General features: G+C 36.8%; 17 protein-coding genes. 6 read left to right on the forward strand and 11 right to left on the reverse strand.

Features of this window, described 5'->3' with window-relative positions; translation table 11 throughout:
* Positions 1-3 precede the first annotated feature (3 nt).
* Positions 4-261: a TIGR04540 family protein gene (locus tag LGQ02_RS20955; RefSeq protein WP_226516209.1), complete on the reverse strand. Its 258-nt coding sequence runs from the start codon at positions 259-261 to the stop codon at positions 4-6.
* Between the two features lie 326 nt (positions 262-587).
* Here LGQ02_RS20955 and LGQ02_RS20960 point away from each other — a divergent pair, with 326 nt between their 5' ends.
* From LGQ02_RS20960 to radC, 4 genes are all read left to right on the forward strand, one after another.
* On the forward strand, positions 588-833 hold the full coding sequence (locus LGQ02_RS20960; protein ID WP_226516210.1) for a hypothetical protein: 246 nt from the start codon (positions 588-590) through the stop codon (positions 831-833).
* 116 nt (positions 834-949) lie between these two features.
* Positions 950-1474 carry a hypothetical protein gene (locus LGQ02_RS20965; protein WP_226516211.1) on the forward strand — a complete coding sequence of 175 codons (525 nt, stop codon included), beginning with the start codon at positions 950-952 and terminating at the stop codon, positions 1472-1474.
* Between the two features lie 21 nt (positions 1475-1495).
* A complete protein-coding gene (locus tag LGQ02_RS20970; RefSeq protein WP_226516212.1) occupies positions 1496-2209 on the forward strand; it encodes a hypothetical protein in 714 nt (237 codons plus the stop codon).
* A gap of 201 nt (positions 2210-2410) precedes the next feature.
* On the forward strand, positions 2411-3016 hold the full coding sequence (gene radC, locus LGQ02_RS20975; protein WP_226516213.1) for a RadC family protein: 606 nt from the start codon (positions 2411-2413) through the stop codon (positions 3014-3016).
* Between the two features lie 56 nt (positions 3017-3072).
* Here radC and rlmH (LGQ02_RS20980) read toward each other — a convergent pair whose 3' ends face one another.
* The 3 genes from rlmH (LGQ02_RS20980) to LGQ02_RS20990 all read right to left on the reverse strand — a co-directional run bounded on the left by rlmH (LGQ02_RS20980) (position 3073) and on the right by LGQ02_RS20990 (position 5180).
* Positions 3073-3552, reverse strand: coding sequence for a 23S rRNA (pseudouridine(1915)-N(3))-methyltransferase RlmH (gene rlmH / locus LGQ02_RS20980; protein WP_226516214.1), 480 nt, complete (start codon positions 3550-3552; stop codon positions 3073-3075).
* A gap of 383 nt (positions 3553-3935) precedes the next feature.
* Positions 3936-4985, reverse strand: a complete 1050-nt coding sequence (locus tag LGQ02_RS20985) for a hypothetical protein (RefSeq protein WP_226516215.1) — start codon at positions 4983-4985, stop codon at positions 3936-3938.
* A 51-nt stretch (positions 4986-5036) separates the two neighbouring features.
* On the reverse strand, positions 5037-5180 hold the full coding sequence (locus LGQ02_RS20990) for a hypothetical protein (protein WP_226516216.1): 144 nt from the start codon (positions 5178-5180) through the stop codon (positions 5037-5039).
* A gap of 124 nt (positions 5181-5304) precedes the next feature.
* Between LGQ02_RS20990 and LGQ02_RS20995 the strand changes: the two genes are divergently transcribed.
* Together LGQ02_RS20995 and LGQ02_RS21000 are read left to right on the forward strand one after the other, a co-directional pair.
* Complete coding sequence (locus LGQ02_RS20995; protein WP_226516217.1) at positions 5305-6075, forward strand: hypothetical protein; 771 nt, start codon at positions 5305-5307, stop codon at positions 6073-6075.
* Entirely contained in the window at positions 6068-7777 is a 1710-nt protein-coding gene (locus tag LGQ02_RS21000; protein ID WP_226516218.1) for a recombinase family protein, read from the forward strand. The genes LGQ02_RS20995 and LGQ02_RS21000 overlap by 8 nt, the downstream gene beginning before the upstream one ends.
* Here the strand turns inward: LGQ02_RS21000 and rlmH (LGQ02_RS21005) are convergent.
* The 7 genes from rlmH (LGQ02_RS21005) to walK form a co-directional block, all read right to left on the reverse strand.
* Positions 7712-8197 carry a 23S rRNA (pseudouridine(1915)-N(3))-methyltransferase RlmH gene (rlmH, locus tag LGQ02_RS21005; RefSeq protein ID WP_226516219.1) on the reverse strand — a complete coding sequence of 162 codons (486 nt, stop codon included), beginning with the start codon at positions 8195-8197 and terminating at the stop codon, positions 7712-7714. The two genes, LGQ02_RS21000 and rlmH (LGQ02_RS21005), sit on opposite strands and share 66 nt — an antisense overlap.
* Before the next feature lie 68 nt (positions 8198-8265).
* Complete coding sequence (locus tag LGQ02_RS21010; protein WP_226516220.1) at positions 8266-8424, reverse strand: CxxH/CxxC protein; 159 nt, start codon at positions 8422-8424, stop codon at positions 8266-8268.
* A gap of 193 nt (positions 8425-8617) precedes the next feature.
* Complete coding sequence (locus LGQ02_RS21015; RefSeq protein WP_226516221.1) at positions 8618-9829, reverse strand: S1C family serine protease; 1212 nt, start codon at positions 9827-9829, stop codon at positions 8618-8620.
* Positions 9830-10077: 248 nt separating this feature from the next.
* On the reverse strand, positions 10078-10872 hold the full coding sequence (locus LGQ02_RS21020; protein WP_226516222.1) for an MBL fold metallo-hydrolase: 795 nt from the start codon (positions 10870-10872) through the stop codon (positions 10078-10080).
* Positions 10873-10876: 4 nt separating this feature from the next.
* Complete coding sequence (locus tag LGQ02_RS21025; RefSeq protein WP_226516223.1) at positions 10877-11659, reverse strand: two-component system regulatory protein YycI; 783 nt, start codon at positions 11657-11659, stop codon at positions 10877-10879.
* 2 nt (positions 11660-11661) lie between these two features.
* Positions 11662-13026, reverse strand: coding sequence for a YycH family regulatory protein (locus LGQ02_RS21030; RefSeq protein ID WP_226516224.1), 1365 nt, complete (start codon positions 13024-13026; stop codon positions 11662-11664).
* Positions 13023-14840, reverse strand: a complete 1818-nt coding sequence (gene walK, locus LGQ02_RS21035) for a cell wall metabolism sensor histidine kinase WalK (RefSeq protein WP_226516225.1) — start codon at positions 14838-14840, stop codon at positions 13023-13025. The genes LGQ02_RS21030 and walK overlap by 4 nt, the downstream gene beginning before the upstream one ends.
* Between the last annotated feature and the right edge of the window lies 1 nt (position 14841).

Here is a 14841-nt window from a genome sequence, read left to right on the forward strand (position 1 = left end):
ACTCTAACACCCGATCTTTTTAACCGACATTTGTTTAATGACTTGATCGACAACTTCAAGTCGACGCTTTCCACATTGTTGGCGAATAATAGTTGTATAATCCCCATTTTTAACAAGTTTGTTCGTATTAGTTATGTACAATTTTTGAATCAAATCGATCATAATTCTTTCATCAATCTCATCTTGCCAGTAATTATCGATCACTTGATTAATAGACGCGGCTAAATCTCTTTGTGTTTTTTGAAATAGTTTAACTTCCACGTTAAAGACACCTTCTCTTACTTTTTTTATACTTATTTTTTATTTTACTTCTAGTGCATTAGATTCACAATAGAAGTGGGAAAAATATACAAAATTTCTGTCGCCACCACGTTTATTATCGAAAGGGGGTACCTGGCCGTTTCAAGCCCCACCCCTTTTATATAGACCTGTTCTGATTACTTGTCAGATCAGGTCTTTTTTTATTGTTCTAATTTCGAAGAAAGGAGGTGCATATCCCGCCTGCCTGCGACCTGATGAACTTTATTGAAAGAATAGCGAGGACTTGAATGGTGAAAGGCATTCAAATGTTAAGGAGAGGATTAAAGATGAATCAAAGATTAAAGACATTGCACATTGAGATGATGAGGTTGGTGAAAGTAGAAAAATCGCTTACTTCCTCCTATCAACCACATCCATTTAACGATCATTTGTTAAGAGCAATTCGAAAAGAAAAGCATCAAGTTAGCAAGGAGATTGAAAGATACGGCAAGGTTCAAGGGAGGATTTTGTTGATTAAGAACAAGTCCATGCAATCGATAGGGCCAGTAACAAACTTACATTATGCAAATTAAAGTGATCGTCTCCTAATAGTCAGGGGGCGGTCATTTTTATATGTCAAACCATGAAAGGAGGTGAAATTAGACACCTTTCGCACGATCACCATATAAATTTGAGGAGGAGTTTTATTATGACGATCTTTAACAAAAAGAATGTTCAATCATCAAAAAGGGAGTTTCACGAGAAGGATCTGACAGCATCAGAAATTACGGAGATCTATAATCTACTAAAGGAACAATACGATGTTATCGAAGACAAAATTAGACTATCTGTAGACAAAAGTGATTGGGCTGCCTTATCCGACCTTGTAAAGCGTAGGCAAAGCCTTCAATCAGCCTTAGAGGAGATCGATCAGCTACAAATGGAATCATCAAAAGAAAACAAGGACACATTCAAATCTAAAGTTTCTCAAGGTTTCCGTAAAAGTAGTAGTTTCACTGAAGAAAAAGGTATTCAATTATCAAAAACCGTTTGGAATAACCTTGAGAAGATCAATCAATCATCCCATCATATCTTAGCAAAAGCAGTTGATGTTACTTCAGATACTGTTAGTTGGACAAACCATATTAATCAACGTGCCAGTCGTATGGTCATTTCTAAAGCATCTAAAGGCTTATCTAAGATAGCTGACGTTTTTGAACAAGAACCGAAATGAGAAGGAAAGGAGACAGTGTTCATGGATCAAAACATACAAGAAGAAAACAGGAAGGTCGTACCAATTTCATCTGCAGATCAACGTGTACCTGAAATGGTTGTCACGTTATCTACATCAAAGGAGCGCATGAACCAACTACAAGAATTTGTTGAAAATGGACTAGAGCGTGGTCTTGATTACGGAGTCATTGACGGCTTCTCTAAGCCAACCTTACTAAAGCCTGGTGCTGAGAAGTTGTGTGATGTCTTTGGATTTATGAAGACAGTTGAGGTCGTTAATCGCATTGAACAGTGGGAAGTAGGAATCTTTGCTTATGAAGTGAAAGTAACACTGACCCAAAAAGATACAGGAATTATTGAAGCTGAAGGTATCGGATCGTGCAACAGTAAGGAATCATCCTTCAAGCATCAGGATCCATATACGATCGTTAACACCGTTTTGAAGATGGCCAAAAAACGTGCCCTTATTGATGCTGTATTAACCGCTACACGATCTAGTGGTTTATTCACTCAAGATATTGAAGACTTCCCAAAAAACACACCGAAAGGAGGTGATGAACCAGTGACAGTACGGCAGTTAAATATGATCTTCAAAGTTGCAGATGAAGTTGATTTACATCCAGAAACAGCAAAGGAGATGTTGAAGTCAATGTATTATGTAGATCGTGCAAAACAACTCACTAAACACCAAGCATCTGACTTCATTCAAAATCTCAACTATTTTAAAAATGAGTAAAAGGAGTTCAATGACGATGACATTACAAATCAGAAGATGAAAGCTTATGGAGTGCACAATGCATTCGATAAGCTTTTTTAATGCAAAAAAAGATGAGCTCAATGGCAGTTGAACTCATCCAATATCAATTCAATTCATAGGAGAGGCGTAAAACGTCTCTCCTCTTTTACATTCAATCACAATTAAATGGAGGAATCAATTATGAAAACTTTAGATAAAATGACATTCAAAGGATTATTAGCTACGACAATGCGTGAAAAAGAAGATGGATACATCGTCAATCAAATCTTCAGCCGTTATCCTTCTATTCAAGAGTTACTAGATGTCACTGAAGATGAGTTATTACAAATCAAAGGAATCGGCAAAGTTAAAGCGAATCAGATTGTCGCTGCATTGCAATTAGCAAGAATGAATCCATCTAGTTCTGTGGAACGCTTTGCAATTCGTTCCCCTCAAGATGCATATACGTACCTTGAAGACATGAAATACCTTGATCGTGAACACTTCGTCGTTCTTGGATTGAATACGAAAAACGAAGTGATGTTCAAAGAAACCGTATTTATCGGATCATTGAATGCATCGATCGTTCATCCTCGAGAGACGTACAAACACTTAATTCGTAGAAGCTGCGCAAGTGCACTTGTCGCTCATAATCATCCTTCAGGAAACCCTTCTCCAAGTCATGAGGATATTGAAGTAACAAAAAGACTTGCTGAGACAGGAAAGGTCGTTGGGATCGAGCTTTTAGATCATATCATCATCGGTTCCGAGAAACACGTGTCTCTAAAAGAAAAGGGACACATCTAAAATAGTATTTGGAGAGCTGAGTCTTATCGGCTCTCCTTCCATTCTTATCAAGCCTCTTACTTATGATATGGCTCGTTTTTCTGGATCTTGAATGCACGATATACTTGTTCAAGAAGGATCAACTTCATCAATTGATGAGGGAATGTCATTTTTGAAAATGACAGCTTCTGATCCGCCCTCTTTAATACATCATCACTCAGTCCATTCGAACCACCTATTACAAATGCTACCTGACTTTTTCCGTATATACTTAACTTCTCCATCTCATCTGCTAGTTTCTCTGATGACCACTGATTTCCTTCGATTGCTAACGCTATAACATATTGGTGAGCTTTGATTTTACTTAGGATCCGCTCCCCTTCTTTATCCTTGATTGAAACTAACTCTTTTTCACTCAACTGTTCTGGAGCTTGTTCATCTGCAATTTCATCCATCGTTAACTTACAGTATGGACGCAGACGCTTCTCAAACTCTGCTATACCTAACTTGAGGTATTTATCTTTAATCTTACCAACACTTATAATTTGAATTTGCAATGATTTCACCTCAATATCTTCTTAAACACAGTCGTAGCAAGCAATTTGGCCTTCCCATTAACATTCAATAGATGAAATGGGCTAACTTTTCTCATATTCCCGCTTCTTTGACTATGTACCACCATGTAATATTAGCATAACACTGGTGTAGAGCGATTTATACAAAATGAGCTCTTTCCTCACATATAACCACTAACCCAATTCATTCCTTTTACTTTGTATATATCCAGCAAATGGCGAAATTGTAACATTGGAATGGTACTTTTTTCATTAGATCTTCAAGTTACCAAATAATTATTCATCATGACACACTATACTCGCAACTCATTGTGTGATGAAATTGATGTTCCTAATGGATGATGGTAAAATATAATCAACATGACTTAACTGACTGCTATTGTTTCACTAGAACAATGGCAGTCTTTTTTTCGTTCACACATAACTTCTAATGGCGGTAATGAAATATCACTTAAAAGAAGTTCATTGATTCCTAATACTTTTCTTAAGCGCTTTTTATTCTTATAGAAGTTGTTGTTAGAATACTTGCTTCTACATTTATCTTCACTGCTAACAATCCATTCCGTTGCAAAAGCAATCAAAGATGATCTTGTTCTCTTGTCTAATTCAGCATGATTAATTGTGTTTATAACATGCTTTAAACATGAGTATTTTACCCCTTGATTCAATCCAATGCGTTTTATCCCTTTCTGTAGAGCCTCAATCGCTACCTGTGGTCTAAGAACCTCTACTGCTTTCCTATCTGGACTAATTAATCTAATCTCCGTATCTGACAACTCAATCTCATACCTCAATAATCCCGCTGCTCTTCTTAGATGACGATCCTTTTCCTCATAATCTGCTTTCTGAAGTAGTTCAGCTTCCTTGTCATAAAACTTTTCCTTCTTCTTAGTTGCGATCCATTCTATTGTCTCAATATCATTACTACCTTTCGAATAATAATGACGGCGTTTAAACTTTGGAATAGTTTGTTTAGATGCAGCACATAAATAGTGTTTCACTAAATTCCCAACACTAAAGTTCTTACATACATGAACTTTTTCAACACCCCACTGTTCCTTCGATGGAATCCTTGATAAAGGAACTTTCAGATGAATTGAGAGGTATTTTTTTAGCACCTTAAAAAAATTATCTAAGTCATTACCTTCTAATTCATACACATTTGCCCCACAAATAAACTTAGGAATAGAAACTTCAACTTTTAGCCAACCTACAGAAAAATCATTCTCCTTACTGGTATACCTTATAAACGGACTACCTATAAAACTATCATCATGAAACATGTAGAAGATAGTCTTCACTTCATCTACTTCTCCCGGGTTCTTTGTAGATGAATTAGTTTTTGTCCAGTTAACAGCCAATAGTTCTCCCTCAGATAGTACTAATGGAATAGCAAGCTTTACTGTATCAAACATAAACAGTACCTCCTTAACGTTATAGTTGTGCACGTATTACAGAGAAATCAATTATTTCTTCTCTATAAACTTATTTACCATTTCAGCCAACTGCTCTATAAACCGACCTTGGTTGTCTTCCTTCTCCAGCAACCAAGCTTTTACGCTACTTTGATCATTCTCGCCTTCGTTCCATTCGCATTTTTTAAGATTCATCCTTCATCACCTCCCTTTCATGAATCAAATCATAACATGATTAAATTAAAAATATCAATACCCCTATCATTTTATCAAATTAAGTGATATAGTTTAGTTAATCAATGGTTAGGAGGGAATACGAATGGGTTCAATAACCTTAAATAAGTCCCATCTTTCAGAACTGGAAGATTTACAAATGGGAAAAAGAGTTCGATATATTCGAGAAGTTCTACAAGAGGAGTTCGGCAATGTTTTTAGTGGAAAGAGCGTAGCAAATAGAGTACAACTATTTTCTCAGTCTACTTTGACAACAATTGAAAGAGGAAAAACAAAGGATATCCCTGCACGAGTATTACATGGAATTGCTAAAGACTTTGGAGCAGACTTATACATGTTTTTCGACGATTTTTATGAACAAAGTCACATCACTTCAGTTAAGCTAACACCTGCAATATTGAATACCTTTGATAATGGGGGTCTTGATTTTGACTCGAAGAATCCTTCTATTGATGGAATAAACCCGCTTCTAGAAAATGAGTACAACATTAAGATGACAATTAGTAAAGTTTCTTCTAACAAAGATGAACAGATGATGTTCATTCATACAAGTCGAGTCGAATATTCAGAGGAACAGATATTTCTTTTGCTTTCTCAAATACTGAATCAAATGAATACTATTGACGCCTCTATGGATCCTTCCTTAACTGATCAAACTAAACAGAATAATGCTATTCGAATTGCCAAAGATTACCTTGACCATAGTAAAACATCACTAAGTGCTTTTCCTTGGCATCATCACAGTGATCTAATTGAAACTGATAACCTTGCTCGTGAAAGAGCAATTAATTATACAGAAAAGTTAATTGAAAACCTTAATAAAAAGTCTGAAAGGAAAGAAACAGAAAATGACTAACCCAATACCAGCTGCAATCTACGCTCGTGTAAGCACAGAAGAACAAGCTAAAGAAGGATTTAGCATCAGAGCACAGATTGAAGAGCTTGAAACTTATGCGAAAAATCATGGAATGGATATTGTCGAAAGATACATCGACAATGGTGCCAGTGGTAAAAGTATCGCTGGACGCCAAGAGATGACTCGCCTTTTGAAAGATATTGAAAAAGGAACATTCAAAAAAGTCATCGTTTATAAGATCGACCGTATTGCACGTAATTCGAGAGATGCTATGGAAATTGCAGAACGGTGTCAACAAGCTGATATAGGATTGATAAGTTTAAAGGAAAACTTCGATATCGCTAATCCTGCAGGGAAAATGATGTTCCAAATGATGAGTAACTTTGCAGAGTTTGAAAGAAATACAATCAATGATCGTCTGAAGATGGGGATGATCCAACGAGCAAAACAAGGGTTACACAATGGTGGTAGACCTCTTGGTTATAATTCTGTCAATAAAATGCTCGTCATTAATGAAGAGGAAGCCCACGTTGTCCGGATGATCTTCAACTACGCTGAACAAGAATTAGGCTACAAAGCAATTGTAAATCGGCTAAATGACATGGGATACAAAACTAAAAAAGGGAAACTCTTCTCTGTTATCACAATAAGAACGATTCTGGATAACCCTATTTACATTGGAAAGATACGTTATAACCTTTATGAAAAATGGACTGAAAAGAAGCGTAAAGGAAAGAACGATGATTACATCCTTGTTGATGGTCAACATGAAGCCATTATCGAACAATCACAATGGGATCGTGTCCAGCAAATTAGAAAAAAGCGTGGTCGCAGACCAACACAGTCGACAGAGCCTTATCTATTAACTGGATTAGTAAAGTGCCCTGTATGCGGTACTGGAATGACTTCAGGAAAATCACAAGGAAGTAAAGGTAAGAAATATCGCTACTATATTTGTCGGCTTTATCAAACTCAAGGAAAAGAAGCTTGTAAAGCTCACTCAGTGCCAGCAGGGAAAGTTGAACAGCACGTATTCGATGAGTTAAAAAGAATTACTGCTGAACCTTACGTTATCAAGAAGATTATTAAAAGTGTAAATGAGAAGCGAAGTCAAGCTCATGAACCTATCACCGAAGAACTAAGGCTCATGCAGAAGAAGCTATCTAAAGTAGAGACACAAATTAAGAATATCATCAACGAATTAATGGATGACCCATCACTAAAGTCGATATTTAAGCCCAAGTTAGAAGAACTCACAACAGAGAAAGAAAGCATTGAAGCAAAAATTGAGGAACTCAATGAAGGGTTAGAAGTTTGCGACACAACACCTATCGATGATGAAGCATTGTATCACCTTTTATCAAATTTTGATCAAGTTTTACAGTCTGCGGATCCAGAACAACAGAAGTCATTGTTTCATATGATCATCAAAGAAATCCATGTAACTAGAGAAGCACCACGGAATGTGACAAGGGTTGATCTGCATTTTGACTTCACAATCGAAGGACTACAAAATGAAGGTACAGGAGAGTTGTTGCACACCCTTAATACAGATTTTATTCAACCAGTGGACAACTCTGTTTGGGAAATTACTGATGGTAAAAAGGTGAGCGAAGCGATGTCTTCGCTTAACATTTTACCCTTGAAGTATGTACGGTTCATTCCTATTAATCCGAAACGCTCGGTAAATCTGTTCAAGTAGTACGAGACGCATAAGTTGATGTGGAAACGTCATATCAGAAAATGAAAGATGTAAGTTTGCACGTTTTAATACGTCATCGCTTAATCCAACTGATCCACCAATGATAAAAGCGACTTTACTTTTGCCATATGTAGCTAATTGGTCTAGTTCTTTTGCAAAGCGTTCAGATGTCCATTTCTTTCCTTCAATCGCTAGAGCAATCACATATGTATCCGAATTGATTTTACTTAAAATCCTTTCTCCTTCTTTTTGTTTTACTTGGAGTACTTCTGCTTCGCTCATATTTTCAGGTGCCTTCTCATCTGGAGCTTCGACGACCTGCACATTCGCGTAGGATGACAATCGCTTCTCATATTCTTGAATTCCTTGTTTTAAATATTTTTCTTTTAATTTCCCTACTGTCATTATCGAGATATTCACATGTACATATCCTTTCTAAACTTTTTATCCACAATAGTTATCCACATATACACAGGTTGTTTGTGGAGTTATCCACTTACTTTGTATTTTGCTTGTTCTTCACACATGAAACATACTGTGGAAAACTCTTTATCATTTAAAACTTCTTCTAATTGTGGAGGCATTCCATTTTCATCTATTGCTTCTTCAATCGCTATATCAATATGCTCTTTGCAACTATATATCACTCTTTTATCGCTCCTTTACATCACTTCTTTATACGTACGGTATTATAACATATGATTTTGACCTTTTCGTTCTAAGTACTTCATCGTGTGGATAACTTCAAGTTGTGTCACATCGATTTACTTATCCACAATAAAATAGAAAAGCCCAGGAGGTTCTATCTTTTCCCCCTGAGCTTATTTACGTTCGTTCATGTTAAAAAACTTGTTTATCTAACGTTAATTCAACTTCCTCTAACTCACCATCTCGATAGAACCTTACTGTCATCGAGTCACCGATGCGTTTTTCTGTATATAAGAATCGACGAAGATCATGCGTATCTTTAATTGCTTCTCCCTCAAGTTCAACGATGACATCGCCTTCTTTAAGACCCGCATTAGATGCTGGAGTATCAGGTTGTACACCTTCTATATACACGCCACCTTTCACGTCTTCAGGTAAGCCAAGCATGCCTTGCCAATACGCACTTGGAATTTCATTTAAAGAGCGAATGATTACACCCATTTGTGGACGTTGAACTTCACCATAACGTTCGAGATCTTCGATGACTGGCAATACGATCGCTGAAGGGATCGAAAAGCCAATTCCTTCTACCGCTTGTTGCGCAATTTTCATCGAGTTAATGCCAATGACTTCACCTTGAATATTTAACAATGCTCCGCCACTATTCCCTGGGTTAATTGCAGCGTCTGTTTGTAATACTTCTGCCTCCCAATCGGGTTGCCCATTTCCAGAAAAATCAACTGGAATGCTTCGTTCTACTGCGCTAATAATTCCTAATGTGACAGACCCTTCAAATGCTAGTGGGTTTCCGATTGCAATCGCGGGCTCACCCGCTCGTAAATGATCTGAGTTTCCAAATTCAGCGACATCTGTTACATTTTCTGCATCAATTGTTAAAACCGCTAAGTCTGTTAGCTGATCTTCACCAACAATTTCTGCTTCTACTCTTGATCCATCTGCAAGTGTAACTTCAACTTCATTTGCTCCTTGAATCACATGCTGGTTCGTGACAACAAAAGCAAGATCACCTTCAACTTTATAGATAACTCCTGACCCAGTTCCTTCCTGATTCCCTTGGAAGAACCCTGAGGAGTCGCGCATATTAATAACGCCAACGACTGCTTCAGACACTCGATCAACGGCATCAATGACTTCCGATGTCATATTTAACTGAACGTTTGTTACTTCTTGCTCTTCGACGATCTCACTTGTTGTATCGATTACATCCGAACCTTTTGGTACAACATCATAAGGTAGTAAGCCGTAATTTGCTAAAATAGGAATGGAAAAAACAACAATAAGAGCTCCTATAATCGCACCAATAAATGAAAATAAACTTAAACGATTTGTTGATCTTCGCTCTTTTCTTCTCGTCGTTTCATATTGGTTATCATAATATCCCATGGAAAACCCTCCTCATCATCAATATTGTGAGGACGTTCAATAAGTTTCGGAAAATATACAAACTTTCCAACGAAGAAATTCGATGTGTCATTTTTACCGGACTTTTTGAACATCCTCTCTAAGAGAAAAGTCTTATGTTTATTATCATCCATCTTTATTTTATAAAACTATGAATAGATGCGTCTATTATTTTGGATGGTTTTCGATAATTTTTCACACATATTAAGATTTCCCATGTCAATTCGTAATTATACATTTATGACCGGGGTTGGTTTTAACGGATCGGTGTCATAAAGTTTTACTTGATCACCAACAGCAAATCCTTTTTCCTCTAACGTTTGCTGTACAGTCATTTTCGCTAAATCTTTCATATTATTATCTAAACTTAAGTGTGCTAAATAAACGGAAGCAGGCTTGTCTGTTAATATATCTGCTAAGGCTAATCCTGCATCAACATTGGAAACGTGCCCTTCATCTCCTAGAATTCTTCGTTTGATATTCCATGGATATTTGCCCATACGTAACATATCCATATCGTGATTCGACTCAAAGACGAAAGCATTTGAGTCTTTTGTTATCCCTTTTATGCGTTCACTGACATAACCGGTGTCAGTAACAATCGATAACTTCCTTCCTCCATGGTGAAACGTAAAAAACATCGGTTCTGCAGCATCATGTGACACACCAAATGTTTCTACATCGAGCTGTCCAAAGGCCTTCGTCTCACCAATTTCAAAGTGGAATTTCTGATCTAACGTTACTGTTCCTAACTTACTTTCCATCGCCTTCCACGTTTTATCATTTGCATAGATTGGTAAGTTGTAACGTCTTGCTAAAATACCTACTCCTTTAATGTGATCACTGTGTTCATGAGTGACTAAAATTCCGTCTAAATCTTTTGGCGACACATTCACTTTTTCAAAACATTCTTCGATTTTCTTTCCACTTAAGCCAGCATCAATTAATAGCTTTTGATCATCGGTTTCTACATATATTGCATTTCCTGTACTTCCGCTCGCTAAAACACTTAACCGTAAACTCATGTTGTTATTCACTCTCCACACGTCGCACGACTGAATCGATCGCATAGACAAGATAGGTTTCTTCACCTACTTGTATTTGCCAAACAGGTGCAAACACTTGTATTTCTCCTGTTGGTTGAATTTCGCTATTATAACCCAACCTAGCATTGTCAATCACCGTGCCTTCTGGAATTAATTGCTCTTTTAGTAACGCTTCAACTGCCTTCATTGGAGTTAGCATTTCTTGCTCTCTACCTTGAGGTGAGATTGCCATATACTCTTGGGTATAGGCTATCACTTCAAGGTCATCATTTAAATATAAAACAAGATGAACACGGGATGGACTATATTTATCAATCGGTCTTCCCTCATAAGTTTGATGCAATGTAATGATTTGCTGTTCCTCATCATAGTTGGAAAACTCATATTCCTGGCCGTTAATAACATATTGCTGTAAAAAAGCATCAACACTAGCAGGTAAATTGCCATCAGCCAATATATATGGATCATCCATCTCAGCAATAATTTGATAATCGTTTACATATATCGTTTGGCGATCAAGTTCTTCTTGTAAATATTCCGCATCGAAAGTTGTTAAAGTACCTGTAATGTACGATCCGTATTTCGTTTCTTCTGAATCATTGATCTTAACATCAATATTCCATTCATTTAACTCTTCTTGTAACGTTGATTGTGAAAGTGCACCAATATCTCCAGATGTTCTTTTCTCAAATAATTGATGGCCGAGGAAAATATTTAATATCAAGAACGTCAAGATAAATATTGATTTCGTTTTACTAAAGTCCATAGCTATTCAACCTCACGATTAGGAATACCTTGCTGAATATTTCCTGCATCTAAATCCACTTGGTGCCAGCTACCTCTTTCTTTTATAAACCACGCTGGAGTCAAGTAAACTAATGAACCTTGACGATTCATATAGTGACCGATCTTTATATCTTCAATCAGCGACTCGTTTAATGCCTCACTTGCCTCAATATAACTCCATACGTCTTCAAAATGTGGTAAGGAGATACTCGTTTCTATCTCAAAGTCCTCTTCATTTAGTTCAAATAATGAGCGCTTATATTCTATAATCTGGTTTCCCGATCTTGTTACTTTCATGGTATAGAAACCTTCTCGATTAATGTTTGACCCTAATATCGGCAAACCTTGGATATTTAAACGAAATTGAATATAATCATGACCTGATGTCTCTCGCCAGCTGTCAATTACATAATGATCTGTCCACCCTTTATGAGCATTTACAAAATCTAAACTCGCTCTTAAAATCGATGTTTCTGTTGGACCGTCCATCTGGGTAATTCCTGTTGATGGATGCGCGAAGTCCAGTATAAGACCGTTACCGATGATACTCATCATTCTGTTTCCATCTGTATAGACAGTTTCGTTACCTTGTGGGTAGCTTTTAACAAATTCCGGATCTGAAAATAAAGCTGAAATGAAGTCATTTTCATCAAGGTTCTTTGACAAATACGTGTACGTATTCATAACAAAATCTTCACTAGGCAAATATTTCACATCTTGATAAAGCTGGTTATGATTGTTTGTGAAAATTTGCTTCGTTACCGGAACGAACTGTTCTCTCTTAGCTTCATAAATTGTTTGTAATCTATTTAATGACATATCCGTATCTGCTTGGACATTATTTGCTTCATCTAATGAAATGAAACGCACTGAAACTTCAGCGTTTGTCGACTCTTGATTTTCAAAGAAAAGAATTCGGTCGACTGTTTCCAATGGAAAATGCTCGTCCTCTAAATCAAACAATCGATGCATCCATTGGCCTTGCATTGGTTCTTTAAACACTATCTCAACATTTATCCCTTGATAATTACTAAGCATTGAAGGAACCCTACGACTATCTCCTGTTCGAAGCATAGGTATTGATAGGTCATCAAGTTCTTCCATCATTATTTGATAAGCATCTTGATACGGCTTAACCCAAAAAATATCTCCATCTTCATGAACGATCACTTGATGGGGGATGAGTAAATCATTAGCTGAGCGTTCCTCACCTATTTCTGTTGACTCAAAGTACTCCACGTCTGTTCTAATGTCGTATTCAGGCTGATACGTCCAAATCTGCCATGTTAATACGACACTTGTAAGGACAAGAACCCATAGAATGACGGATTTAATATGTTCAATCATGTATTGTCCACCGCCTCTTCATCTAACGGGAGACTAAAGGAAATGATGGTTCCCTTCCCCCAATCACTACTAATCCAAATCGCGCCTCCATGTGTATGAACAATTTCCTTTGCAATAGCTAAGCCTAATCCTGTCCCACCTAAATTACGGGACCTTGCTTTATCTACCCTATAAAAACGATCAAATACATGTGGAATATTTTCTTTTGGAATCCCAACACCTTCATCTTTAATACTAATGATGACTCGACCGTTTTCCGTTTTTAACATGCAAGTAATCACTCCACCTTGAGGAGAATATTTGACTGCGTTAGAGACAATATTGTCCATTACTTGTGTTAATTTATCTCGATCTCCTTTTACATAAACATCTCTCGAACGAATCTTTCGTTTAAATACAATTGATTCGTTTTTTGTTGTCATTTCAAATCGATCGATGATTTGCTCAACAAACGATGATACTTCAAATGAAATAATGTTCATATGGAAGTCCTTACTATCCATTTTCGATAACTGTAACAAATCATTAACTAACCGAATCATTCTTTCTGTTTCATTTTGCGTAACATTAATAAAGCGAGGTGCAACTTCTTTATCTTCAATTGCCCCATCAGCTAATGCTTCTAAATAACTCTTCATTGATGTAAGAGGTGTTCTTAATTCGTGAGAAACATTGGCAACAAATTCGCGTCGTTCCTCTTCAATTCTTTCTTGCTCTGTAACATCATGTAAAACGGCAATTAAACCATTTTTCTTTCCATCTTCCTTTTCAATTACTGAAAAGTTCGCTTCTAAAATAACCTCTTCCTCATCATTATCGAAGTCTAATAAAATAGGATCTTGAATTTGATATAAGTCATCTAACTTCATGAACTTATCTAAATTAAGCACTTTTAAAATCTCCGAATCGAGAACTTCTTCTTGTTTTTCATCAAGCATTTCTTCCGCTCGGCGGTTCATTAAAATGATATTTCCATACTTATTTGTTGCAATAACTCCATCTGTCATATGTGTAAGAACAGATGAAAGTTTACGTCGTTCACCTTCAGTGGTTGCATGTGCGTCCTGAAGTTTATTCGTTAGTTCATTAAAGGCATCTGCTAACTGACCAATTTCATCGTCTCCATAAACTTTTACACTGCGAGAAAAATCTCCTCTACCCATCACGACCGCTTGACGCTTCATATCAACAATCGGACGAGTAATTGTACGAGATAATACAATACCTAACAGAGCTGTAATCGTTAGAGCCATCACAGTTCCTGTCATTAAAATTTGGTTAATATCTTGCATCTGGTCATAAATATCTTCCATAGATGCTTCAATATATAAAGCTCCAATAATTTCATTATCAGACTCAATCGGTTCAGCAAGCACTCTAATTCTATGATGTGTCTCTGGATGTAGCAATGTATCTTCTGCTCGGTTTCCAGTTAGTGCTCTTTTCACCCGCACTTCCGTTGTTCTTTGACCTACTGTAGAACGAACTCCTGGACTTGCAGCAATGACGGTATTATTGCTATCAATGACTTGAACATCTGTATCCCCGATGTTATATAAATCTGTTAACAAAGTTGAGATTTCCCACTGTAAGTCTCGTTCTTCATCTTCAACATCTCTTGTCCACTCTTGCTCTACATTATAAGCAAGTAATCTCGTATGTTCATCAAGACGCTCTTCAAAATTAGCAATCAGTTTCCCTTCTAGTTGACCAGTAAAATATACACCAATCACTTGCATAGCAACCATTATCAATAACACATAAATAACGACAATCTTTACATGTATTGATTTGTAGAAGCGAATATTTTTCATC

This window comes from Bacillus shivajii, from assembly GCF_020519665.1.
Taxonomy (GTDB): Bacteria; Bacillota; Bacilli; order Bacillales; family Salisediminibacteriaceae; genus Bacillus_CA; species Bacillus_CA shivajii.